The 24,500-nt window shown below is 42.1% G+C and carries 21 protein-coding genes; 16 read left to right on the top strand and 5 right to left on the bottom strand.

The window, feature by feature from the left end; all coding sequences use genetic code 11:
- Positions 1-25: 25 nt before the first annotated feature.
- A complete protein-coding gene (locus LJD61_RS16975; RefSeq protein WP_255228744.1) occupies positions 26-1,216 on the bottom strand; it encodes a coenzyme F420-0:L-glutamate ligase in 1,191 nt (396 codons plus the stop codon).
- 119 nt (positions 1,217-1,335) lie between these two features.
- Here LJD61_RS16975 and LJD61_RS16980 point away from each other — a divergent pair, with 119 nt between their 5' ends.
- From LJD61_RS16980 to LJD61_RS16995, 4 genes are all read left to right on the top strand, one after another.
- Positions 1,336-2,220 carry a LysR family transcriptional regulator gene (locus LJD61_RS16980; RefSeq protein WP_255228774.1) on the top strand — a complete coding sequence of 295 codons (885 nt, stop codon included), beginning with the start codon at positions 1,336-1,338 and terminating at the stop codon, positions 2,218-2,220.
- 117 nt (positions 2,221-2,337) lie between these two features.
- Entirely contained in the window at positions 2,338-2,541 is a 204-nt protein-coding gene (locus LJD61_RS16985) for a cold-shock protein (RefSeq protein ID WP_255228745.1), read from the top strand.
- Between the two features lie 179 nt (positions 2,542-2,720).
- Positions 2,721-3,257, top strand: a complete 537-nt coding sequence (locus LJD61_RS16990; protein ID WP_255228746.1) for a hypothetical protein — start codon at positions 2,721-2,723, stop codon at positions 3,255-3,257.
- Between the two features lie 78 nt (positions 3,258-3,335).
- The gene (locus LJD61_RS16995) at positions 3,336-4,091 is read left to right on the top strand and encodes an exodeoxyribonuclease III (protein ID WP_255228747.1); all 756 of its coding nucleotides are present in this window, start codon (positions 3,336-3,338) and stop codon (positions 4,089-4,091) included.
- Here the strand turns inward: LJD61_RS16995 and LJD61_RS17000 are convergent.
- Positions 4,058-5,395 carry an MFS transporter gene (locus LJD61_RS17000; protein ID WP_255228748.1) on the bottom strand — a complete coding sequence of 446 codons (1,338 nt, stop codon included), beginning with the start codon at positions 5,393-5,395 and terminating at the stop codon, positions 4,058-4,060. The two genes, LJD61_RS16995 and LJD61_RS17000, sit on opposite strands and share 34 nt — an antisense overlap.
- Before the next feature lie 29 nt (positions 5,396-5,424).
- Positions 5,425-6,495: an ArsR/SmtB family transcription factor gene (locus tag LJD61_RS17005; protein WP_255228749.1), complete on the bottom strand. Its 1,071-nt coding sequence runs from the start codon at positions 6,493-6,495 to the stop codon at positions 5,425-5,427.
- Positions 6,496-6,742: 247 nt separating this feature from the next.
- Between LJD61_RS17005 and LJD61_RS17010 the strand changes: the two genes are divergently transcribed.
- Positions 6,743-7,195 carry a C-GCAxxG-C-C family protein gene (locus LJD61_RS17010; RefSeq protein WP_255228750.1) on the top strand — a complete coding sequence of 151 codons (453 nt, stop codon included), beginning with the start codon at positions 6,743-6,745 and terminating at the stop codon, positions 7,193-7,195.
- 119 nt (positions 7,196-7,314) lie between these two features.
- On the opposite strand, the gene LJD61_RS17015 is transcribed toward LJD61_RS17010, so the two are convergent.
- Entirely contained in the window at positions 7,315-8,265 is a 951-nt protein-coding gene (locus LJD61_RS17015; protein ID WP_255228751.1) for a TDT family transporter, read from the bottom strand.
- Positions 8,266-8,565: 300 nt separating this feature from the next.
- On the opposite strand from LJD61_RS17015, the gene LJD61_RS17020 reads away from it, so the two are divergent.
- The 6 genes from LJD61_RS17020 to LJD61_RS17040 all read left to right on the top strand — a co-directional run bounded on the left by LJD61_RS17020 (position 8,566) and on the right by LJD61_RS17040 (position 14,430).
- Positions 8,566-10,164 (top strand): MASE3 domain-containing protein, encoded by a 1,599-nt coding sequence (locus LJD61_RS17020; protein ID WP_255228752.1) that lies wholly within the window; start codon positions 8,566-8,568, stop codon positions 10,162-10,164.
- Between the two features lie 154 nt (positions 10,165-10,318).
- Positions 10,319-11,002 carry a phosphoribosylaminoimidazolesuccinocarboxamide synthase gene (locus LJD61_RS17025; protein ID WP_255228753.1) on the top strand — a complete coding sequence of 228 codons (684 nt, stop codon included), beginning with the start codon at positions 10,319-10,321 and terminating at the stop codon, positions 11,000-11,002.
- Positions 11,003-11,467: 465 nt separating this feature from the next.
- Positions 11,468-12,085 carry a 50S ribosomal protein L25 gene (locus LJD61_RS17030; protein WP_255228754.1) on the top strand — a complete coding sequence of 206 codons (618 nt, stop codon included), beginning with the start codon at positions 11,468-11,470 and terminating at the stop codon, positions 12,083-12,085.
- 249 nt (positions 12,086-12,334) lie between these two features.
- Complete coding sequence (locus LJD61_RS20835; RefSeq protein ID WP_408615741.1) at positions 12,335-12,505, top strand: DUF6954 family protein; 171 nt, start codon at positions 12,335-12,337, stop codon at positions 12,503-12,505.
- Between the two features lie 31 nt (positions 12,506-12,536).
- Positions 12,537-13,226: a 23S rRNA pseudouridine(2604) synthase RluF gene (gene rluF, locus LJD61_RS17035; RefSeq protein WP_255228756.1), complete on the top strand. Its 690-nt coding sequence runs from the start codon at positions 12,537-12,539 to the stop codon at positions 13,224-13,226.
- Positions 13,227-13,239: 13 nt separating this feature from the next.
- Entirely contained in the window at positions 13,240-14,430 is a 1,191-nt protein-coding gene (locus tag LJD61_RS17040; protein WP_255228757.1) for a DUF438 domain-containing protein, read from the top strand.
- A 5-nt stretch (positions 14,431-14,435) separates the two neighbouring features.
- Here the strand turns inward: LJD61_RS17040 and LJD61_RS17045 are convergent, their stop codons facing one another.
- Positions 14,436-16,796: an ATP-dependent DNA helicase gene (locus LJD61_RS17045; protein WP_255228758.1), complete on the bottom strand. Its 2,361-nt coding sequence runs from the start codon at positions 16,794-16,796 to the stop codon at positions 14,436-14,438.
- Positions 16,797-17,149: 353 nt separating this feature from the next.
- On the opposite strand from LJD61_RS17045, the gene LJD61_RS17050 reads away from it, so the two are divergent.
- The 5 genes from LJD61_RS17050 (at position 17,150) to LJD61_RS17070 (ending at position 24,378) form a co-directional block, all read left to right on the top strand.
- On the top strand, positions 17,150-19,039 hold the full coding sequence (locus tag LJD61_RS17050) for an ABC-F family ATP-binding cassette domain-containing protein (RefSeq protein WP_255228759.1): 1,890 nt from the start codon (positions 17,150-17,152) through the stop codon (positions 19,037-19,039).
- A gap of 43 nt (positions 19,040-19,082) precedes the next feature.
- On the top strand, positions 19,083-20,495 hold the full coding sequence (locus tag LJD61_RS17055; RefSeq protein WP_255228760.1) for a sigma-54 interaction domain-containing protein: 1,413 nt from the start codon (positions 19,083-19,085) through the stop codon (positions 20,493-20,495).
- A 254-nt stretch (positions 20,496-20,749) separates the two neighbouring features.
- Positions 20,750-21,934, top strand: coding sequence for a hypothetical protein (locus LJD61_RS17060; protein ID WP_255228761.1), 1,185 nt, complete (start codon positions 20,750-20,752; stop codon positions 21,932-21,934).
- A 41-nt stretch (positions 21,935-21,975) separates the two neighbouring features.
- Positions 21,976-23,214, top strand: a complete 1,239-nt coding sequence (locus LJD61_RS17065) for a M20 family metallo-hydrolase (protein WP_255228762.1) — start codon at positions 21,976-21,978, stop codon at positions 23,212-23,214.
- Complete coding sequence (locus tag LJD61_RS17070; RefSeq protein ID WP_255228763.1) at positions 23,215-24,378, top strand: M20 family metallopeptidase; 1,164 nt, start codon at positions 23,215-23,217, stop codon at positions 24,376-24,378. It begins immediately after the preceding gene.
- Positions 24,379-24,500: the final 122 nt, after the last annotated feature.

Here is a 24,500-nt window from a genome sequence, read left to right on the forward strand (position 1 = left end):
TGGGAATCCCCACTGCTTCTCGCTTCTACTTTGTATAGTTATCAAAATAGCCCTGGATGTATATGATGGGCGTGCCCTTGTCTCCGCTGCCGGAGGTGAGGTCGCAAAGGGAACCGATAAGGTCTGTGAGCCTTCTCGGAGTGGTGCCTTGAGTTTCCATTTTGCCCTTTAGATCTGTTTCCTTATTCTTTATATATTCTGATATGGCCTTCTTCAATTCTTCGCCCTTTAAATGGGCGAAATTGTTATCTGCTATATATTTCAGCTTGATCTCATTGGGTGTGCCCTCAAGGCCGGATGTATACCCGGGAGAAACTACTGGGTCGGCCAGCTCCCATATTTTGCCCACCGGATCTTTGAAGGCTCCGTCCCCATAGACCATGACTTCAACCTTCTTGCCTGTTTTCTCAAAAAGCATCTCCTGTATTCTTTCAACTATAGGCTGGCAATCCCTGGGGAAAAGCTTGATGCTGTTCTCCGTAGCTTTATTGGAGCCCAATAAGCCGTATTCGTCATTGTACCCGCTGCCGTCTATTGAGGCAGTCAGAATATCCTCCAGGCCATAGATTTTTTCTCCCCCGTTTTCCTTGAGAATCCTCTTGGTCCTTGCCCTTGTGTGGATATCGCAGGCAAGCACGCTTTTGGTATAATTCAATATGGTCTTGGGATCGTTGGAGAATATTATCTCGCATTCCACATCATATTCTTCTGCTATGGATTTGTAATACTCTATATAATCAACACCTGTAAAAGTATGCTTGTTGTAACCGAAATAGTCTCTAAATTCCTTTTCAGTCAGCACATCGGTCCAAGGATTTACTCCTTTTACGTCTAAAACATTGATATCCACCAAATTGTTGCCCACCTCATCGGACGGATAACTGAACATGAGAACAATTCTCTTTGCACCCTTTGCTATGCCTCTCAAGCATATGGCAAAGCGATTTCGGCTAAGAATAGGGAAAATCACACCGACAGTGTCGTCGCCGAATTTTGCATGTATATCCTTGGCGATGGCATCAATGCCTGCGTAATTGCCCTGGGCTCGGGCTACTACAGATTCGGTCACTGCCAACACATCTTTATCAAAGATGGGAAAGCCTTCCGCTTCTGAAGCCTTCAATACGGCATCCACAGCAATAGACGGAATATCATCGCCTTGCATTATTATCGGAGTGCGAAGACCACGAACTATAGTCCCAACCGTTCTTTCCATTCCAAATCTCCCCTTAATTTTGTTCTAACTGTTAATATGCATTCTATACTTGTACTATATACTATTATGTGATATAAGTAAAATAAATATCTTTTATAATAGATATAAGGAGAAGTTATATTATGGTCAAGCTGGAGCTATACAGGATTTTTTGCGAGGTGGCAAAACAAAAAAGCCTTTCGAAGGCTGCATCCATACTTTTTATGACTCAACCTGCCGTGAGCCAGTCCATAATGCAGCTCGAGAGGGAGCTGGGGCTCAGGCTTTTTACACGGACCTCCAGGGGGGTAATGCTTACAAATGAAGGCAGCATGCTGTTTGAGTATATAAATTCCGCCATCAACCTTATTTCCAAAGGTGAAGAAAAGCTGGATGAATGGAAAAACCTATCATCAGGAGAATTGAAGATTGGAGTGGGAGACACCATTTCCCGCTGCTTCCTGCTGCCTTATCTGGAGAAATTCCACAAAGCCTATTCTAATATAAAGCTTAAAATAATAAACAGCACCACTTTAGAGCTCTGTGCATTGGTAAAATCGGGGGAAATCGATATCGCCATATGCAATTTGCCCATAGAAGATCCTGCCTTAGAGATCATACAAGCCATGGACATACATGATATATTTGTCTGCGGAGAAGCATACAGAGATAAGCTCTTGGAGCCTATGAGCCTGGAGGAATTAAATCATTTCCCCCTCATACTTCTGGAGCCGAAATCAAACTCACGAAGGTACGTGGAAAGGTATTTCCTGTCAAAGGGCGTGACAATAAAACCTGAGATCGAGCTTGGCTCTCATGATCTATTGCTGGAGTTCTCCAGGATAAATCTCGGCATATCCTGCGTGATAAAAGAATTTTCTCAGGAGTATTTGAAGAAAGAAATACTGTTTGAAGTAAGCTTAGAGGAAAGCATCCCAAAGAGGAGCATAGGCATTTGCTTTTTAAAAAGCGTATCCTTGTCCCCCACATCGGCAAAGTTTGTCCAAATTCTCAAAAATGTATAGTTTTTCAATCGACAGGATATTTTTTTCTGGTTGTGGTACAATATATATATAATGAGAAACATCATTGATTTCAAAATCATGATGGCTAGAAGTGTTTTAATTATAGGAGGACGGTTCATGAAGGTAGGAACAGTAAAATGGTTTAATTCGGAGAAGGGTTACGGCTTTATAGAAGTTGAAGGCGAGAAGGATGTTTTCGTTCATTATAAAGCAATACAGAGCGAGGACGCTCATAAGAACTTAACGGAAGGGGAAAAGGTGCAGTTCGAAATAGAACAAGGACCCAAAGGACCCCAAGCAGCTAATGTTGTTAAGATCTAAGATATAAATGACAAAAGCCACCTTCATGCAGGTGGCTTTTAACTTTAAATTGCCTTCGGAGCTACTGCCATCTCCGGCTTCTGTAAGACTTGAATAGTACTGTCAAGTGCGGAAATATAACTGTTTAGGGGGTATGTCCGATTATAGGAGAAAAATAAAGTAAAAGGGAGACTATGGTGATGAAAAAGAATTATAAAATGAAGAAGACGATATCTATGAAGCAGTTTATTACTGAGTTTGGAGAGGATATGACCAAGCCAATGAAGAAAAAGCTGCTGGAGCTTTGGCCGAGGTGCATCCTGACAAGGGATGAAAAAAGCAATATTCTTGACTTAAAGCATGTGGAGCATATTCAGTATGATTGCAATTCCGGCGACAAGGATGGCTCGGAGACGGGAAAGAAGGAATACGCATACGGCCAGTTTATAATAGATGACGGGGCTTTGTATTTTTCGGAAAAGTGTTTGGAAAGCGATACGGTCATGCAGATGCCGGCGGTAGATGCAATATTTGACTCTTTAAAGGGTGAAGAGATGTATTTTGATGACGGCGTCAGAGCTAAAAAAGTAGATGATGATAATATCGACTATGTGATAGACAGTATATTGAAAGTTTGCCCTGCCATGTCCCAGGCTCATCTGGACATTATTTCAAAATACTGTTCAACGGATGATTTCAACAACAAAAATACAAATATAAAAGATTATCATCTATAGCTTTAAATCATGAAGGGATTAATGTTATACTGAAGCAGAGAAAATATATTTAAGACAAGCTTATTGTGGAGGAATTGTATGAAACTGATTTCTTGGAATGTAAATGGCCTCAGGGCCTGTGTAGGCAAGGGATTCCTGGAGTATTTCAGAGATGAGGATGCGGATATTTTCTGCATTCAGGAGACAAAGCTGCAGCAGGATCAGATAGTCATGGATATTTCCGGGTATGAGCAGTATTGGAATTATGCATTGAAAAAAGGCTATTCCGGTACGGCTGTTTTTACGAAGAAAAAGCCTTTAGACGTTAAGTACGGCATCGGAATGGACGAGCATGACCAGGAGGGACGAGCTATTACCCTGGAATATGAGGATTTCTATCTTGTTACCGCCTACATACCCAATTCCCAAAGAGAGCTGGCAAGGCTTGATTACAGAATGAAATGGGAGGATGATTTCAGAAGATATCTGATGGAGCTGGACAGGGTAAAGCCCGTAATACTTTGCGGTGACTTGAATGTAGCTCACAAGGAAATAGATTTGAAGAACCCTAAATCCAACAGGAGGAATGCAGGCTTTACCGATGAGGAAAGGGAGAAGATGACTAAATTGCTGGATTCAGGCTTCATAGACTCATTCCGCCATTTTTATCCCGATAAAGAGGGAGCTTATTCCTGGTGGTCCTATATGGGCAACGCAAGAGCCAAAAACGTGGGATGGAGAATTGACTATTTTATTGTTTCGGAGAGATTAAAGGAAAGCATGAAGGATGCAGAAATACACTCACAGGTAATGGGCAGCGATCACTGCCCCGTAGTGCTGGAAATGTGCTTTTGATTGCACCCTGCTCTTTCGGCACAGTTATATTTTTTAGAAAAGACAATCAACAGCATGCCATGGGCAGCGATATATATTATTGCCGCATAGTAATAGGCATCGGCATAACCACCGGAATTATTGAACAAATAAAGCTTTGTGAATAGGCCGGCAAATATTTGTGCCGTGCTTTGCATCATGAATACCAGGCTCGCATATAAAGCCCAGGATTTTTTAGGAACAAGCTCCATGGCCAATGAGTTGACGATGGGGACGGAAGCATTAGCTAATCCTGCCCTGAAGAACAAAGCCGTTCCGACTATAAATCCTGCTTGGCTGCCGAAGCTATGTCCCTTTGCAAGAATGAGCATAAATGGTACAGAAGCCAGGCATAAAGCGGCTGTGGCATATATCTGCCCTATTTTTTTCACAAGCTTGCCCGATGACGCCATAAATACTAATGCCGATAAATACTGCAGCGTTGCCAGCATCGATACAGCTGCCCTGTTTATACCTATTTTGGTCAGGTATACGGACACATAAGGAGCTATCAGAGAAGCGGCAAACCTGCTCAGTATTGTGTAAATAAGGAATAGGACGACATATTTGTTTAAAAGCTCCGGCAAACCGGAGCTTTGTTTTTCTTTTGAATGAGAAGCATCATGATCCCCAACCGATTCTTTTATGCTGAATGCCGGGATAAGGATCAGAGTGGAGGCTGCTGCAAAAACCATCATTACGATGCGATGCGCATCAATATAGCCGGAGTAATATCCGAAGCTAAAGGAGCTTATGTCTTGAGTCAATATTTTTGCTGCATTATATGGAATATTCAGCTTTCTTGAAAATAAAAAAACTATCATGGGTCCGCCTGCAAAGGTTCCTATTATTGTCCCAAGCACGCTGGCACAGGATGCTTTCGTCAGAAAAGAGGTCCGGCTTGTCGCTGCTGTATAGGTGGCTATATAGGGAGATAATATTACATCAAATAGTGTAATGCCTGTCATCAGCAAGAACAGGCAGGCGCTTATAAACCATTGATTTTGAACGTAGGATATTGCTGCAAGGGAAGCCGATGTGATGATGGCTGCAAATATTATTATCTTTTTATAGCCGGTTTTGGGTGCCAATATGGTTATGGATGACGCTGCAAAGGTTGCAACTCCCATATAAGAAGCCATGCTCTTGGCGATGTCCGGTGATACGGCCATGAGAAATGTGATCAAAGCATCAAATATCAGGCCGGTCATCATTCCTATGAATGCATATATGACTATATAGATTACACAATTATCATGGTATCTCTTTTCAAATCTGTCCTGCATAATTTCCTCCAGCTATAAACTTATCTATCCTATGCCAGTAAAACTTCTTCAGCGTTTTTTAGCAGCTCTCTTACTATTTCTCTATCTAAGGAATAGTACGCTCTGTTGTTTTTTCTCTCTATGCGCAAAAGATTTAAATCGGTCAATGAGGTCAGGTGATAAGACACCGTGGGAGGCGTAAGCTCCAGGGCGGCTGCAAGCTCATATACGTAATGAGGCTTCTTTCCGAGCATTTCAACCATCTCAAACCGTTTTTTATCCGACAGAAGCTTTACAAATTTTTGAACCTTTGCTTTTGTGAACATTTTCCTGGGATATTGATCGGTATATATCCCCAGATTGACCCAGAGGGTATCATTGTATGGCTTAGTATGGAAAAGCCACGGCCTTATCTGCGTGAAGTAGCTTATATGGATTTTCATCCTTTCATATTTAAAGCCCGAGAAATTGCCCAGAAACTCTTTGTCAAAATAATTCGGGTCTTCATGCAGCAGTCTTTCATATTTCTCTTTCGTTGATTCTAATTTTATCAATATCTTATGCTCTACAGGCTTATAGCATTTCTCATAGAACTGCGTCATGAGAAGGCATAGCCTGGCCTTTATTTCCGATGGATTTTCCACACATTCCATGAGTTTTTCTTTATCTTCGTCGGTTTTGTCATCCATATCAGAAATCAATTGCCTGATATTGCCGGCTATATGCTGGCAATCGCTCCAGCAAACAAGGCTCTGGCTGGAATCGTTCTCGCTGTATAATGCCTGCCTGATTATATAGGAAAGCAATTCTTTATCACAGATTTGCTCTATAAAGCGTATCAAATCCTGTGTGGTTTTGATGGTTTCGTTTTCCAGAATAATTCTTCCCAATATATGCAGCATGTCTTGCCATTCAAAGAAGTATATCAGCTCATTGCTCATGTATTTAGACAGCTTTGATTTCATTTCTTCGATCAACAGCCGAAGCTCCTCTGAAGGGCTGAAATTAAAATCCAGGTAGAATTTATATAAGGACTCTTCGTTTGCTGTAAAATTGAGCGCATATATGAATTCTACCGGGGGATGAACTGTAAATGTTACCTGTTCCTTGGGAATTTCCATAATCATCACCTCTTAAACTCATAAAACATATTCGTATAGTAGATGCTTATCTAATACTATGATATATTTGATGGATATGGAAGTCAATAAGATTTTATTAGCATCGATTTAAGCTTTAGATAGATAATATCTATTCAAGAGAAAAATGCCATTGAGATAAACAATAATTCACCTGTCGTATATGTGTTAGTATAGTAATAGTTAGAAATAGAAGCGATATAGCTGGCTTGAGGAGGAATTATAGAATATGGAGAAAGATGAATTCATAAAAAAAATTAAGGAAACAGCGGAAGGTTATTTTGAAAGAGGAGAATTTTTCTGCTCTGAGGCTGTAGTGAAGACAATAAACGATGTCCTGGGCAAACCTTTTGACGATAGTGTGACCAAGCTTGCCTCCGGATTCCCTATCGGCATAGGAAAATCAGGCTGTGTTTGCGGTGCCATAAGCGGCGGCGTCATGGCGTTGGGTATGGCCTATGGCAGAAATCACGGACAGGCGATGAATGAGAAAATGCTTCCCATGTCTGCGGATCTCCATAATTATATTAAAGGGGAATACAAAAGCACTTGCTGCAGAGTTATAACCAAAGATTTTGAATTTGCTTCACCGGAAAGGAAAAGGCATTGCGTAAAGATAACCGGAAAGGTTGCGGCTTATGTGGCAGAAAAGCTGATTGATGACGGAGAAATCACTTTATAGATTGAACGAGACTTCATTCAGAGGGGGATTCAACCCTCACTGAATGTTAGTTCAGTGATAAAATATACATTAAAAAAAGCAGCTTGGAGGTCTCGGGACTTTCAAACTGCTTTTTCGTGCTATGCTTTCGCTTGCTTGGGAACTGCCGATATCTCATCCTTTGCTGTCAAGAAGCTTATATATCTTGCTAAGATATAAAAAACCATAACCATTGCAAGGATTTCTTCGAATTTCACTATATAAGCCAATACCGGGAATCCCTTTCCTGCTTTTATGAGGTACCCATTTGTCAGCTTCATGGCTATCCCGCTTATCACAAAGGGAAAGGTAAAGGCAGAGAAGCTGGGATAGAATTTTGACTTGAGAAGCTTCGGAAGATAAAGAATAACGCCGAAGGTCATCATCAGGGCAAGTACGCTTAAAAAAGCTACCATAGCTAAGCTCTTCTCTTGAAAGGAGTTCATATATCCGGCCAAGCAAAGACTGGCAGGGGCTGCAAATATTGCAATTGTGGGCATTGCCGGCTCCAAAACGGATTTTATGGCAAAGGTTCTATATAATATTACAGGCAGCAATATCAAATAGGAAGCAAGGCCAAACCAGAACAAATATCTGCCCAATAAGGCCATGTCATATACCGGCGCCGTAACACTGGCAACCACAATTCCGACATATACAACAAAATAGCTGGGGAAGACCTTTTTTATATCAAATTTCAGGATGTATCTCACGGTAAAAATAACGATGAGCAATACGTGAAGCAAAAGGGCGAAAATCCATATGCCAAAGGCTAAGGCCGGGTAAAGTGGTTTGATATAGGTTGATAGAAGCATAAGCCCCATGGAGAAGGTAGGCAATACGCTGGCTACCACCGGATTATTCATGCCTTCGGCCACCGCCTTGGGGGCAGTTATTACTTTTGCCGCAATAAGCACGAGTATTATAAAAGACAATATCCCGAGTATATTCCTGTATATGCTTCCGTAGGACAATACCAGATTGCCACCGGCGGCTAAAGCCAGCATGAGACCGGAAATGGGCAGAGGCAATTTCTTGATCACTTTATCCATTTTAAACACTCCATCTATAAATATTCAAAATAATTTCCTTATCAGTATAGCATAACAAGACTTCACCAAAGATTGATAATTTGAATAGATAAAATATGATAAATAGAAAAAATCAATGCTTTTTACTTTGTGTCAGCGAGGATGAAGAAGACAGAGAATCAAAAAAATATATAGATGATATGAAAATTAGAGGATTTTACAAATTTATCTAGAATATATAAATACTTGGCGGCAATTGGTATACCAGTCATAAATTGCTTATTGTTCATAATCCGTAAAGGGAATTGGGGGTTAAATTATATGGACAAAAGGGAATCGCCATTTATTCATTATATTTTTGTTCTTATTATTGGATTTATAACTTCAGTCATTCTCTATTATACTTTATGGCAAAGCCATATTTATGCTATTCATACCTTCCTTGAGGCGGTGTGCTTATTCATAGGAGCATCTACATTTCTGATAGTATGGAATACGGTGGATAAAATGCTGAAAATAAACTATATCATAGGCTTTGGCTTTTTATCTGTCACAATTTATGATGCTTATCATGCATATCTGTTTGTAAGCCAATCCTTTGCACATGATATTTCTATGGATTTAAACATGAAATACTGGATATTGGGGAGGTTCTCCGAGGCAGTCGTTCTATATCTCGTATCCCTAAACGTTTTGAATATCAAGCTGAATAAATGGCTTGCTCTCGCTATCGCCATGATCATCCCCTTTGGGACAGCGGCAATTATATATAGATTTCCCTGGATTTTTCCCAAAATGATCACTATTGAAGGATCTACATTGGCTAAAGAAGCGATAGAATTTGCAGTCGTATTGCTCATATTTTTGAGCATGATAAATTTGAGAAAACATTTTGATCATAATTCGCCTGTGTCCTTCAGGCATCTTTACATGGCTCTTCTCATGGCTATCCCCACCGAAATAATGTCCATAGCATTTTCATCTATCTATTCCTTCAACGTTGTTTACGGGCACGTTCTCAGAGCATTTTATTATTATTATATATACAAGTCTGTGTTTGTAACCTATGTAGAATATCCCTATGAAAAAATGAAGCTGGAAAATATCAAGCTTGAAGAGGCATACATGCAGCTTGAAGAAAGCAAGCATGAGATATTGAAGAGGCAGGATATGCTGATGCAGCAGGAGAAGCTTGCATTATTGGGGCAGATGGGGGCCGGCATAGTCCACGAAACCAAGAACTACCTCACCACCATAAAAGGCAGCTGCCAATTGATAAGCCTTCTGACAAAAGAAGAAGGAACGATCAAGCATGCAAAGAAGATAAGCAAAAATGTGGACGAAATAGACCAGATCATAAGCAAGTTTTTGTTTATGGCGAGGCCCAGGGACACTGAATTCACTGAGGTATCCATGTGTGATTTGCTTCAATCTGCGGAAAGCCTCATTTTGAGCACTTCTATTGTAAAAAAGGTTGATGTCTGCTTTGAGAATTCCAAGGAGGAAAGGTACCTGCTTTGCGATGAAGGCCAGATAAATCAAGTGATATTAAATCTCTGCAAAAATGCTGTAGAAGCTATGGAAGGCATGCCGGGCGCCAAGCTCATCATCGAGACGGGCTATGACGAGGCAGCAAATGAAATGTACATAAGCGTGATAGACAATGGAAAGGGTATCTCCCCGGCTGATCTGGCCAGAATAGGAACTCCCTTTTTTACTACAAAAAGTATGGGCACAGGCCTGGGGCTCTACGTTTGCAATCATATCATAAAAGAGCATAAGGGAAGGCTTGAGGTGAGCAGTGAGTTAGGCTGCGGGACGGTCTTCACTATAAGGCTGCCTTGCCTGGTGGAGGAAGAAGAGGATGAGGATGATAAAGAATATACGAACAATATCCTGGAGATGAGTTGCAACATTTGATGGAATACAAGGACTTATAGCTTATAAATACAGGCAATAGAAGTAATGATGCAGATGCGCTCAAAAACATTTAAAAATATATTTAAAAAAATGTTCGCATGTAGTATAATGTATATTAAAAGTTTTCAAATTTATATAAAAGGAGCCATGTTGCATGAAGCTTGTTTATAAAGGAAAAACCAAAGATGTATTTCTTCTTGAAGATGGAAATTATTTGCTCAAATTTAAGGATGATATGACGGGTGAAAACGGAGTATTCGACCCTGGCTCAAACTCTGTGGGCTTGACCATGGAAGGAGCGGGGAGAGCAGGCCTTAGACTGACCAAGATGTTTTTTGAGATACTGAATAAAAAGGGCATACCCACTCATTATGTGGATGCAGATATAGATGCGGCGACCATGACAGTGAAGCCTGCCGTATTATTCGGCAAGGGACTGGAAGTCATATGCAGGTATAGGGCTGTAGGGAGCTTCCTGCGCAGATACGGCATGTATGCAGAGGAGGGCCAGGCTCTGGACGCCTTTGTAGAAGTGACATTGAAGGATGATGATCGCCAGGATCCGCCTATCACTGAGGATGCCCTGGATATGCTGGGAATTCTTTCTCATGACGAATATAAGGTTTTGAAGGAGCTCACGAAGAAAATCGGAGCAATAGTAAAAGAAGAGCTGGGAAAACGCGGCATAGAGCTCTATGATATCAAGTTTGAATTTGGTAGAGTAGGAGAAGACAGGCATATCGCCTTGATAGACGAGATCTCCGGGGGCAATATGAGAGCCTTTAAGGATGGAAAGCATGTAGAGCCTCTCGAATTGGAAAAATTGATGCTGGAGTAATGATGGATGCAGACCCTCAAGCTGTTTAAGCTTGGGGGTTTATTATGTGGGCAGGGCATGATTTTATCGCCGGAATTAGCCTTATTATAATACATATGGTATAATAGGATAAACTAGTGAAAGGCTTTGTATAGCTCGTATCGACAGGTTTCTTTTAGAAATCCTTATCCGGTGGCGAATCTTACATTATTCGGCCACAGGTTGAACGAGACTTCATTCAGAGGGGGATTCAACCCCCACTGAATGTTAGTCGAGTCCATAGAAGGTGAATTGCCTAACAGGGGCAAGAGAGGCTGCCCTGGGGCACTGGACTTAGCCGCTCTTGGCATAAGGTGAATTGCCCCTCTGGGGCAAGAGAAGACACCCTGGGGTGCCCGCCGCCTATAGAGGCGAGGGTCGTCTGTGCCCTGTGGGTATAGAGCGGGTTAGTTCAGTGATAAAATTTATGAAAAGGGAGGCGTTTGTATGAGAACAGCTAAGCTAGAAGTTTTTGAAAGGAATGAAAAAGGTCATAAAGTAAGACGGGAGCAGTTTGTGCCTGGTGTTATCTACGGAAAAGAAGTTGAGGCAGCTTCGGTCAAGTTCAGAAAGAAGGACGCAGATAAGCTGATAAAGGAATCCGGCAGCCGAGCCAAGTTAACAGTAGTCCTGAATGAAAAGGAAAGTTTCGGCTTTATAAAGGATACCACAAGAGATGTGCTTACAGGGGATTTGATCCATATGGATATCCAGGTTGTAAATCAAGACTCTGAAATAAGCCACAGTGTACCTTTGGTATTTAAAGGCACGGATGCATTGATATACAATCGTTTGATTCTGCAAATCAATGCAAATGAAATCCAGCTCACAGGGAAAGCAAAGTTCATTCCCGATGTGATAGAGGTAGATGTAAGCAATGCCAAAAGCGGTGATACTATACTGCTGGCTGATATTGATCTTCCTGATGCCGTGACATGTGCCAATATGGAGGATGTTCCTCTGGCCGTAGTCACATCAGCGAAGATAGATGAAGCTGATGAAATGACCGATACTGCCGAATCCAACAGCGAAGATGTTCCTGCAGAAGAAACGGGAAATGCTTAACCCATGGGAAAAAAGTTTATCTATATATAACGCATTAAATATTTTACAGCAGTAGGCTTATATTAACTGATAAAAGCTATGTAACGTATTTATTGCAACTTATATAATTGGCTTTCTAATGCTGAGGTATTTAGTCCAAATATTATGGTATAATATAGGGAGGCGCATTTGTAATGCGGCTCCCTTAAAATATGCATAAACGACGAAAGGAAAGTGCTCGTGGAAAAGAAATCGCCGATGTATTATTTAATGTACACTATATTCATAGTATCCTTCATTTTACTTACATATTTTGGCGTAGGACCTGTAGTTTTTGCCGATGGAAATATAAGTGAAAGAATATTGACCGCTGTTATAGTTCTTCTCATTTATTTTGCATGGGGGTTTCTATTTGCCAGATGGAAAAGGTCCTATAGATGATCGGACAAGGGAAAGGTGAAAATAATAATATATGAGGATAAATAAGTATATAGCCGAAAGCGGAGCCTGCTCGCGGCGGGAAGCGGATAAGCTTATAGAAGAAAAAAGAGTGACCATAAATGGGAAGACCTGTGAGCTGGGAACGGTTGTGGAGCCTGGCGATGCAGTATGTATAGACGGAAGACCTGTAGGCTCAAAGAAAAAAAAGGTCTACATAGCCTTGAATAAGCCTGTTGGCATAGAGTGCACCACGGATCGCCGCGTTGCAGATAATATAGTGGATTTTGTAGATCATCCCCAGCGGGTTTTCCCCGTCGGAAGGCTGGATAAGGATTCTGAAGGCCTTATTCTTATGACAAATGACGGAGATATAGTGAATAAAATATTGAGGGCCGAGAATAATCATGAGAAGGAATACATAGTGACCGTCAACAAGCCTGTAAAGGATGATTTTCTGCAGGGTATGGCTGAGGGTGTCGAGATACTTGGGAGAAAGACAAAGCCCTGCAAGGTATATCCCGTGGACAAAACCACCTTCCGCATAATACTAACTCAGGGCTTGAACCGCCAGATACGCCGCATGTGTGAGGCCTTTGGCTACAGAGTGCTTAAGCTGAGGCGCATCCGCATAATGAACATCAGATTAGGCCTGCTGAAAACAGGACACTGGAGAAATATAACCAAGAATGAAATGGATGAGCTGATGAAACTTATCAGGTAAAGGAGGATCTCCAATGGAAATCAATATGACAAGAGCAGACAGATTAAAAGACTACGTCCGCGGAGTAATGGACAGGAAAGACGGTACCATGCTATATAATCAATACAAAGATGACATACAAAATGTGACGCCCCAGGAAGCCTTTGAAGTCTTTTTCCATCAGCTTGATAGAGGCACTACACCTAAGAAAATTTTAGAGATCCTGGATAAGGTGATTCACGTCTTTCACGGATCCTTAAGCATGTATATCTGGGAAAAGCCTCCCAAGGACAGCTTTTTGGATACTCTTATGAAAGAGAATGAAGAATTGGAAAATAAACTGTCATCCATTAAGGAGATTATCAAAAGGAAAGACTTTAAAAGCAACAGGCTTGAACTTTTAAAGCGCATTGAAGAGCTTCAGCAGTTCAACGCTCACTATGTAAAAAAAGAAAACATACTGTTTCCTTATCTGGAAAAAAAGATGGAGAAGTTTTCGGGCCTCACCATCATGTGGTCCCTCCATGATGAAGCCCGGGCATCACTAAATAAGCTTATATGCCTGCTTCAATCAAAGGAGCCCAGTGAAACTGATTTTAATGCTGAGATAGGAAATTTATTTTTTATACTATATGGTCTTTCTCACAAAGAGCAGTATATATTATTCCCGGCTGCTTTGGAGGTAATAAATGAGGAAGAATGGATTGACATGAAAAAGCAGAGCTTCGAATACGATTTTCCTTTTATTGAGAAGCCGCCAATGGATAGAGAGGCTTTATCTGATATGGCAGATGAAGTTGTGAAAGAAGAAAATAGTTTTATAATGAAAACAGAAACAGGAGAGCTGAGCTTTGAGCAGGCACTAATGATTTTTAACTCCTTGCCCGTGGATTTGTCCTTTGTAGATGAAAACAACAAGGTGAGATTCTTTACAAAGCCGAAGGATAGGTTATTTCCCCGCTCCCCAGCGGTAATAGGGAGGGATGTGAGGAATTGCCACCCCTCTGAGAGCGTCCATGTTGTTGATAAAATAGTTGAGGAATTCAGACAGGGCAATAAGGATACGGCAATCTTCTGGATTCAAATGAAAGGCAGAACTATTTTGATTCAATATTTTGCATTGAGAAATGCCCAGGGTGAATACAAAGGAGTCTTAGAGGTGAGCCAGGATATAACAGAAATAAAAAGGATGGAAGGGGAAAAAAGGCTTTTGGAGTGGCAGTGACTGAGCTAACTCCAAAAGTCCTTTAAAATTTTGGGCAAACAGTTTTCATTGACTTTGGTGTGGGGAAACCATTCCCTGGGGAAAAGCTTCTGATAGTCCCAGCGTGAGAATCTTTCATCCAGCAGGAGTATGACTCCCCTGTCGGTTTCTGAACGGATCAATCTGCCTGCAGCCTGCATCACCTTGTTCATGCCCGGATACATGTAGGAATACTCGAAGCCCTTGTGATTCTTGTTATCGTAGTAGTCCTTTATGATATCCCTCTCAAGGCAGAGCTGAGGCAGTCCCACCCCTACAATAACAACTCCTATGAGCCTATCGTCTCTCAGGTCTATTCCCTCCGAATAAACTCCTCCCAATACGCAGAATCCTATATTATGAGCCTTGGGCTCAGGCTGGAAAAACTCCATGAAAAGTTCTTTTTCCTCTTCCGTCATGCCGGGAGATTGAATCTTGACATTGAATCCCGGATATCTGGCCATAAACTCCTCATAAACATTCTCCATATACTTATAGGAAGGAAAGAATACCATATAGTTGCCTGTTTTGCTTTCTACGGTACTGTACAAATAGTCCGCTATTCTGCTGTAGCTTGTATCCCTTTTTGTATAGCGGGTTGCTACATTGTCCCCTATTAAAAGGCATCTGTTCCTTATATCAAAGGGAGAGTGGAGATATATGGCTTTGCTGTTTTCTCCGCCGCCCAATATTTCCAGAAAATAATCCATGGGCAGAAGGGTCGCGGAAAAGAAAACTGCAGCTCGGCCTTTTTTCAGGACCTGGCTTATGAGCAGGGAAGGGTCATGGCAAAAAAGCTTCAGCCTCACATCACTGCTGAACCTTTCAATATAAGTTACATAATGCTCATCATAGTTTTCGGATATCTTCAGAAGATTCAGCACGCCAAAATACAAGGACATGAACTCCTCGTCCTTATGGCTGTCTTCGTTCATAGCCAGGTATTTGTCGGCCTTTATGACAAAGGAGTTCAGCAGATGGTACAGGTCCTTGTCCTCTTCCCGGCTTACAAAGTGATTTTCATTCTCAAGCTTCTTTTTAAATTCGATGAAATATTTATTTATGCTGCCGCATGCGGTATGCAGCTCTTTGTTTTTGTCCTTCATCTGCTTTTTAAGCTCAAGGAAATCTTTTTTGTGCAGCTCCGCAGAATACATCTCCCTTGCTCTGTCCACCAGATTATGGGCCTCATCTATGAGAAAGGTGAAATCGGACTTCTTATCCATGAAGAATCTCTTCAAGCTTGCGCTGGGGTCGAAGAGATAGTTATAATCACATATCACGCAATCCGCCCAAATGGCCAAGTCCAGGGAATATTCAAAAGGGCAGACCCTATGCTTTTCTGCGTAAAGGAGCAGCTTTTCCCGATCCATCTGGGTTTCATTGCACAGCATATCCATTAAGGCTTCGTTTATCCTGTCAAAATGGCCTTTAGCATACTCGCAATATCTCGGATTGCACTCCCTTTCCTCCTTGAAGCAGATCTTATCCTTCGCCGTTATGGTGATGGAGATAAATTGCAGGCCTTTATCCCTCATGCGCTGAAAGGCTTCCTCTGCTACTTTTTGGGTGGTGGTCTTTGCGGTGAGATAAAATATCTTGGAGGTTTTGCCTTCGCCCATGGCCTTCACTGCAGGGAAAACGGAGGATATCGTCTTGCCTATCCCTGTCGGCGCCTGGGCAAAAAGTATATTTTCATCCCTTATGGCCCTATACACGGATGCGGCCATCTCCCTCTGGCCTTTCCTGTACTGGGGAAAGGGAAAGGACAGGCTTTTGATGGATTCATCCCGGCGGGATATCCATGAGCTGCTGTAATCGGCCCAAACGCAATATTTCTTGACCAGATCATCGAAGAAATCTTCAAGCTCTGCTATATCAAAGCTCCTTCTCAACTTCTTGGTCTCATCCGTGTCCAGTTGTATGTATGTCAATTGTATGGTGAGGCTCTCTAAGCCGTTTTCCTCACCGTATATATACCCATAGCACATGGCTTGAGCCCAGTGCCTGAAGTCATAATCCTCATTCACCAGCTCAAGGGGCAAGGTCACAGACTTTATTTCATCGATTATTACCTCATCATCTTCAATGAGGATGCCGTCAGCCCTGCCTTCTATGACCAGGCTGTAAGCATCAAACTCTATGGTTTTCTTCAGCGGCACTTCCGCCCTATAATCATCACCGTAGGACTTCTGCAGCCTTCTGTGGGCTTTGCTTCCCTCCAAGGCTCTATCCATGCTTACAAATCCAGACTCTATATCCCCTGAGCGGAGCACAAACTCTACCAGATTGCGGACAGACAATCTCAGAAGCATTCGGGACAGTTCTTTTTGCTTCTCGTCTTTCATATCATCAGTTCCTATCATAGAATCATATTTTATTTACTATATCATTTTAATACACTTCAATCTATTTGCAAAGTTTATCACTGAACTAACCCGCTCTATACCCACAGGGCACAGGCGACCCCCGCCTCTATAGGCGGCGGGTGCCAAGAGCAGCTAAGTCCAGTGCCCCAGGGCAGCCTCTCTTGCCCCTGTTGGGCAATTCACCTTCTATGGACTCGACTAACATTCAGTGGGGGCTCCCATCCCCCTCTGAATGAAGTCTCGTTCAAAAAGGCACGTGCACCGGAAGCATAAACTCTCTATGGATTGAAGCTCCTGCTATGTGATAATATATACAATAGGATGTGATATTAATGAATATATTGAATGCAGAAAATATAAGCAAGAGCTACAGTGAAAAAATATTGCTGAAAAATATAAGCCTTGGAATAAGCGACGGCGATAAGATAGGAGTTATCGGCATAAACGGTACAGGCAAGAGCACTTTTTTAAAAATAATAGCAGGTCATGAAGTGCCTGATGAGGGAAGGATCACTAAGGGCAGCTCAGTTATTGTTGAATATCTCCCCCAAAGCCCGGACTTTCATCCCGATGACACTGTGCTGGAGCAGGTATTCAGAGGCGATACCCCTGTGATGAAGCTGATAAGGGCATATGAAAAAGCTCTCGAAGCCGGAGCGGGAGGCGATATCATAAGGCTCACCCATGAGATGGACGTTCTGGACGCCTGGAATGTGGAAAGTGAAGCGAAAGCCATACTGACCAAAATGGGCATATTTGATTTTAATGCAAAGATAAGCACTTTATCCGGCGGGCAGAAAAAGCGCATAGCTCTAGCCGCCGCTCTCATAAACCCCTCGGACCTTTTGATACTCGACGAGCCTACCAACCATCTGGATAATGACATAATAGATTATTTGGAAGCTTATCTCAACAAGAGAAAAGGTGCACTGCTCATGGTAACCCATGACAGATACTTTTTGGAGAGAGTTACGAATAAAACGATAGAGCTGGATAGAGGCAGACTCTATGAATACGACGGAAACTATGATGGCTTCTTGGAGAAAAAGCTCCTTCGGGAAGAGATGGAAAGGGCCAGCGAGGAAAAAAGGCAAAATCTGCTGAGAAAAGAGCTGGCCTGGATTAAAAGGGGAGCCAAGGCAAGAAGTACAAAGCAGAAAGCGAGAATACAACGCTTTGAAGAGCTGAGAGACAGAGATCCTGATTTTATAGAAGATAAGCTTGAGATATCCGTGGGAGGAAGCAGGCTTGGAAGGAAGATAATTGAAATCCATGACGTATCCAAAGCTTACGGTGATAAGAAGCTTATAGAGGATTTCAGCTATATACTTCTCAGGGATGACCGCATAGGCATAATAGGGCCTAACGGCATAGGCAAATCAACCCTTTTGAATATCATAGCCGGCAAGATTGCGCCGGACAGAGGACATGTAGATATAGGAGAGACAGTCCGTATAGGAATGTTCACCCAGGAGACCTGTCATATGGATGATGATATGAGAGCCATAGAGTATGTGCGGGAAGGTGCCGAATACATTGCCAATGCAGAAGGATACAAGCTCAGTGCTTCCCAGATGATGGAGACTTTTTTGTTCAATTCGACGATGCAGTGGACACCCATAGGAAAGCTTTCCGGAGGGGAGAGAAGGCGGCTTCATCTTCTGAGGGTGCTGATTGAGGCACCAAATGTACTGCTTCTGGACGAACCGACCAATGATCTGGATATTGAAACCTTGACCATATTGGAGGATTATCTCGAAAGCTTCCCGGGAGCAGTGATTGCCGTATCCCATGACAGATATTTTCTGGATAAGGCGGCGGAAAAGATTTTCTGCTTTGAAGGGAATGGCAGCATAGCCCGGTATACGGGGAACTATTCCGATTTCAAAGAAAAATCAGATGAGAATACAGCCGATAAGGAAGACCATAAGGATACAAGGGAAAAAAGGGCTGAGGCCAGGGAAAAGCCGAAAGCTTTGAAATTCACCTATAAGGAACAAAAGGAATATGAACAAATAGATGAAGTTATTGCTTCAATAGAAGAGAATATCCGGGAGCTTGAAGAGAAGATAAACGAAGCGGCTTCAGATTATGAGCTTCTGCAGGAGCTGCTGCTTGAAAAGGATGAGCAGGAAAAGCTGCTGGAGGAAAAGATGGAGAGATGGGTTTATCTCAATGAACTGGCAGAAAAAATACAAGAGGGCAAAACGCCGGAGGCTTAAACAGGATTCGTTAAATCAATGATGGATGGAGGTGTTTATTATTGTGGAGAAAAAGCAGCTGGAAGAACTCCTAAAGGAACTGGAGCATCATAAAGAAATATATGAAGAGATGAATTTGATCCTTGATACCACCTTTGATTTTATAAGCATTGCTGATGGAGAAGGTATGTTTTTAAGGCTTAGCAAGGGTTCGGAAGAGATTTTCAGTGTTTCGGAAGATGAGATCATAGGCTCAAGTTGTTACGATGTAGAGAGAATGGGAATTGTGGACAATTCAGTGACTCGAGTAGTTTTGGAAACCGGCAAAAAGATATCATCGGTACAGATCACCCAGGGCGGAAAACGGTTTATGGTCATTGGTATCCCGATGTTTGACGATAAGGGAAGGTTAAAACGCATAATAAACATATCCAGAGATATAACCGAAATTGAAAAGCTGAATAACAGGCTTAAGGAAACAGAAGAGCTTCTCGACTGGTATCGTTATGAAATGCTGAAAAAGCAGGAATGTGAAGAAACCTTTATATATAATGAAGCATCTTCTATGAAGAAGATTTTCAACCTGGTGAATCAGGTATCCAGAGTAGATGCTACAGTTTTGCTTCAGGGGGAAACAGGGGTGGGGAAAAATCTCATCGCCAAAACAATCCATAAGCTCAGTTCAAGGCGAGAAAATCCTTTTGTACAGATAAACTGCGGTGCCATCCCGGAAAACCTGCTGGAATCTGAGCTGTTCGGATATGTGGAAGGAGCCTTTACCGGTGCTGCAAAAGGCGGCAAAAAGGGCTTCTTTGAGATAGCTAATAATGGAACGATCTTTTTAGATGAGATTGCCGAGATTCCTTTGTACCTTCAGGTAAAGCTGCTTCATGCATTAGAGCATCATGAGATATATAAGGTGGGAAGCTCAAGCCCCACAAAATTCAATGTGCGCATATTGACAGCGACCAATAAGGATCTGAAAGCTATGGTGAAGGACGGAGGCTTTAGAGAAGACTTATACTACAGGCTTAATGTCCTTCCCATATTCATACCTCCCTTAAGGGAAAGAATGGATGATATCCCTCTGCTCACTCATCATTTCTTGAGCAAATACAATAATAAATACTGCATGGACAAGCAATTGACTATGGAAGCCCACAAGGCTCTGGCACAATATAAGTGGCCCGGCAATATAAGGGAGCTTGAGAATGTCATAGAGAGGCTTATCATAACCTGCGGCCAGGATATGATAGATGCAAGCCATGTGTATAATACGGTTTATGGCTCTAATGAAAGGGCAACAATAGAAATAAACGGGATAATACCTCTTAAGCAGGCGGTAGAAAAAGTAGAAAAGGAGCTTTTGTTTAAGGCTATGGAAGAATTCAAGACAACGAGAGAGGTCGCCAAGGTTCTGGAAATAGATCAATCTACTGTGGTAAAAAAATTAAATAAATACAAAAATATTAAATGATGACGAGAGGAATCTTTTGTGATGAATAAATTCATCACTTTTATTTTTTTTGGAGTTTTTTCACTATAAAAATAAAATAGGCTTCGCGAGAGGCTTGAAAATAAACAATTTATAAAAACTTTTTTAAATTTAGAAAATTGGCACAAACATTGCACATAAAAAGAATATTAGAAACAATGCATAGGCTAAATAAGAAGGAGATGATTTTATACAGAATAGACATTAGCCTGTGGAAAAGTAAAAGGAGGCTTATTATGAGTATTATTATGGCTTTTTGTGTCGTACTGGTGGTTTTGGCAATAGGAGATGTGATATCAGCTAAAACTAAAGCATTTATACCTTCTGTGTTTGTATCTGCAATATTGTTTTTAATAGGATTTTGGACTTTTCTTCCTCAAGATTTGATCGATATTTCCAGTTTGGGAATGCCTTTTGCTCTATTAGCTATGTACCTGCTCATAACTCACATGGGAACCATGATGAGTGTGAGCGAATTGATAAGTCAATGGAAGACTATTACGATTGCCTTTATGGGTTTAGTGGGAATGTGCGCAGGCACAATGACCATAGGAACTTTGCTGTTTGGCTGGGATGCTGTGGTAGCAGGCACTCCCCCTTTAACCGGCGGTATAGTGGCAGCCATAATGATGTCGGATGCTTTCGCGGCAAAAGGGATGCAGGATTTGGCAGTGCTGGCAATAGTGATGTATGTCATGCAGGGCTTTGCCGGTTATCCGCTGACGGCTTTGTGCTTAAAGAAGGAAGGAAAACGTTTGCTGTCGCTTTATAGAAGCGGTGAAATGGTTGCAGCAAAACCTAAGGACTTCAATGTTGATACACCTAAGAAGTCCAAATATAGTATATTCCCTCCCTTGCCGGAAAAGTACCGGACAACTTACATGTATTTAGCAAAGCTCGGATTAGTTGCATGGGCCGCTGTCAGCTTTGCTGCGGCAACAAATGAAGTGGTATCAAGATATGTGGTATGTTTGATCTTTGGCGTCATTGCTTCTGAGATCGGTTTTTTGGAAAGAAAGCCTTTGAATGAATCAAATTCCTTCGGCTGGCTTATGACTTCGCTTATGGCATATGTATTTGCTCAACTGGCCAAGGCTACACCGGCCATGTTAGTGGAGATTTTTATTCCATTGTTAGGCATCATCATTATCGGAGTTGCAGGCATGGCCTTGTTCTCCACTGTTATAGGCAAAAAATTAGGCTATTCTAAAGAAATGGCTTTTTCAGTAGCCTTGACAGCCCTCTACGGATTTCCTCCCAACTATATACTTACGGATGAAGCATCAAAGGCTTTGGCGGAAACTCCGGAAGAAAAGGAATTTTTAATAGATCAGATGCTTCCCAAGATGCTGGTAGGCGGATTTACAACAGTAACAATTGCATCCGTCATTATAGCCGGTGTTTTTATCAAGTTCTTATGATAGACCTGTTGAAAATTACGTTTGATTATTAGGAGAAATATATGAAGACAAATTTGATTAGAATAGCACAAGATATTGAAGCTTTATCCCGTTATAATGCGACACCGGGAGAAGGCTTGACCCGTTTTTCTTTCACGAAGGAAGACAGGGGAGCGAGAGAATATATAAAAAAAGAGATGGAGAAAGCCGGGCTTAGGGTATATGAAGACGGAGCAGGCACGATAATAGGCCGGCTGGAAGGCAAAGACCAGGATGCTCCTGTGATCATGCTGGGCTCTCATTTTGATTCCGTGAAAAACGGTGGAAATTTCGATGGCAATGCAGGAGTTGTAACAGCTCTTGAGATTTCAAGGGTCCTTAAAGAGAACAAAATAGAATTGAATCATCCTGTTGAGTTTATTGCAATCGTTGAAGAAGAAGGCGGCCGTTTTGGCAGCGGCTTATTTGGAAGCAGGGCAATGGCGGGAAAGATTACAAGGGAGCAGCTGGAGCTGTTAAAAGATGAGGACGGAATAACTATTGCAAAGGCCATGGCCGATTTTGGCCTGGATCCGGATAATATTTTACAATCTGCCAGAAAGCCTGAGGATATAAAAGCTTTTTTGGAGCTGCATATTGAGCAGGGGCCTATATTGGAGCATGAGGGGAAAAACATAGGAGTCGTTCAATATATAGTGGGCATAAACCAGGTGGAAGTGGTCATAGAGGGACGTGCCGATCATGCAGGAACTACTCCCATGGATATGAGAAAGGATGCATTGGATGCAGCAGCAGGCGTCATATACAGCATCAGCAGTTTTGCCGGATCATTGAAGGATTGCACGGTAGCGACTGTCGGAACCATTACGGCGCTTCCGGGGGCTGCCAATATAGTGCCGGGGAAAGTAATATTCACTATAGATGTGAGATCAAAGGATGAACAATCCATATGCAAGGTAATAGACTTTGTAAAAAGCAGGCTGGAGGGTGCAAAGAGAGAAAAGGAAGTAATTTATACCATTGAAAGCAAGCTTGAAGTACCCCCGGTAGAGATGGATGAAGAAATAATCGAGCTTCATTATAAAAACTGTGAAGCCCTGGGCTTTTCCTGGATGAATATGCTCAGCGGAGCGGGCCATGATGCCATGGTGATGTCAGAGCTCACCAAGGTGGGCCTGATATTCGTACCCAGCAAGAACGGCAGGAGCCATTGCCCCGAGGAATGGACCGATTATGAGGATCTGCAAAGAGGTATTGAGTTAATGTACCATACACTATTGGATTTGGGAAAGGAGATATAAATGAAAATCAGAGATATTGCAAAGCAGTATAAAGAATATATAGTGGATTTAAGAAGAGAATTTCATATGCATCCTGAGATCAGCTGGCAGGAAGTAAGAACCTCCGGCAGGATCAAAGAAGAGCTTGCCAAGCTGGGAGTGCCGTACAAAGAGATAGCCAAAACAGGAGTCATGGCTACCATAAAAGGTAAATATGAAGGCAAAACGATAGCCCTGAGAGCTGACATGGATGCTCTTCAGGTAAAAGAGCAAAATAAAGTGCCCTATTGTTCAAAAAATGTGGGCGTAATGCATGCTTGCGGCCATGACGGGCATACAGCCATGCTATTGGGTGCAGCGAAGATGCTGAATGAGATGAAAGACGGCATGAAAGGAACCGTAAGGCTCTTTTTCCAACCTGCCGAGGAGATGGCTGAAGGCGCATATGCTATGGTAGAGGAAGGCTGCATGGACGGCGTGGATGAAGTTTTTGGGATACATCTATGGAGTGATCTGGAAAAAGGTAAAATATCCGTGGAAGCGGGACCTAGAATGGCTTCTGCAGATTTGTTCAAGATAAAGGTAAAAGGTAAAGGCGGGCATGGTTCCCTTCCTCATCAAGGCATAGATGCAGTGGTTGCTTCCTCAGCAATTGTCATGAATTTGCAGTCCATCGTAAGCAGAGAGATCAGCCCCTTGGAATCAGCCGTGGTCAGCGTCGGGGTACTGAATTCAGGCACAAGATTCAATGTCATAGCCAGCGAAGCCGTTTTAGAAGGAACGACAAGATGCTTCAGCCCTGAGATCAGGGAAAGATTCCCCAAAATGATGGAGAGGATCATTAAGAGCACGGCAGAAAGCTATAGAGCCCAAGCAGAATTAGAGTACACTCTTGGCACGCCGCCCACTATCAATGATGCTTCAAGTTCAGGGAGAGCAATAAAAACCATTGAAAAGCTTTTCGGCGCAGATTCGGTATCCCTCATGGAGAAAGTGACAGGAGGAGAGGATTTTGCCGTGTATCTGGAGAAAGCTCCCGGAGCTATTGCTTTTGTCGGAGTGAGAAATGAAGAAAAGGAGAGCAACTATCCGCATCATCACGAGAGATTCAATATCGACGAGGATGCCCTGGAAATGGGAGCAGCCCTTTATGCTCAGTATGCATTGGATTTTTTAAGTGAATAGAGAGAATAAGCTATAAAAAGTAAAAGGCAGCGTATTCATTTACCTGCCTTTTATTAAACCCGCCTATGCAATTCAAAATATATAAGCCTTTATCGCTAAAAATGTTATAATATTAGGAGAGA

Origin of the sequence: Lutispora saccharofermentans (assembly GCF_024363565.1) — a bacterium.
Lineage (GTDB): Bacteria > Bacillota > Clostridia > Lutisporales > Lutisporaceae > Lutispora > Lutispora saccharofermentans.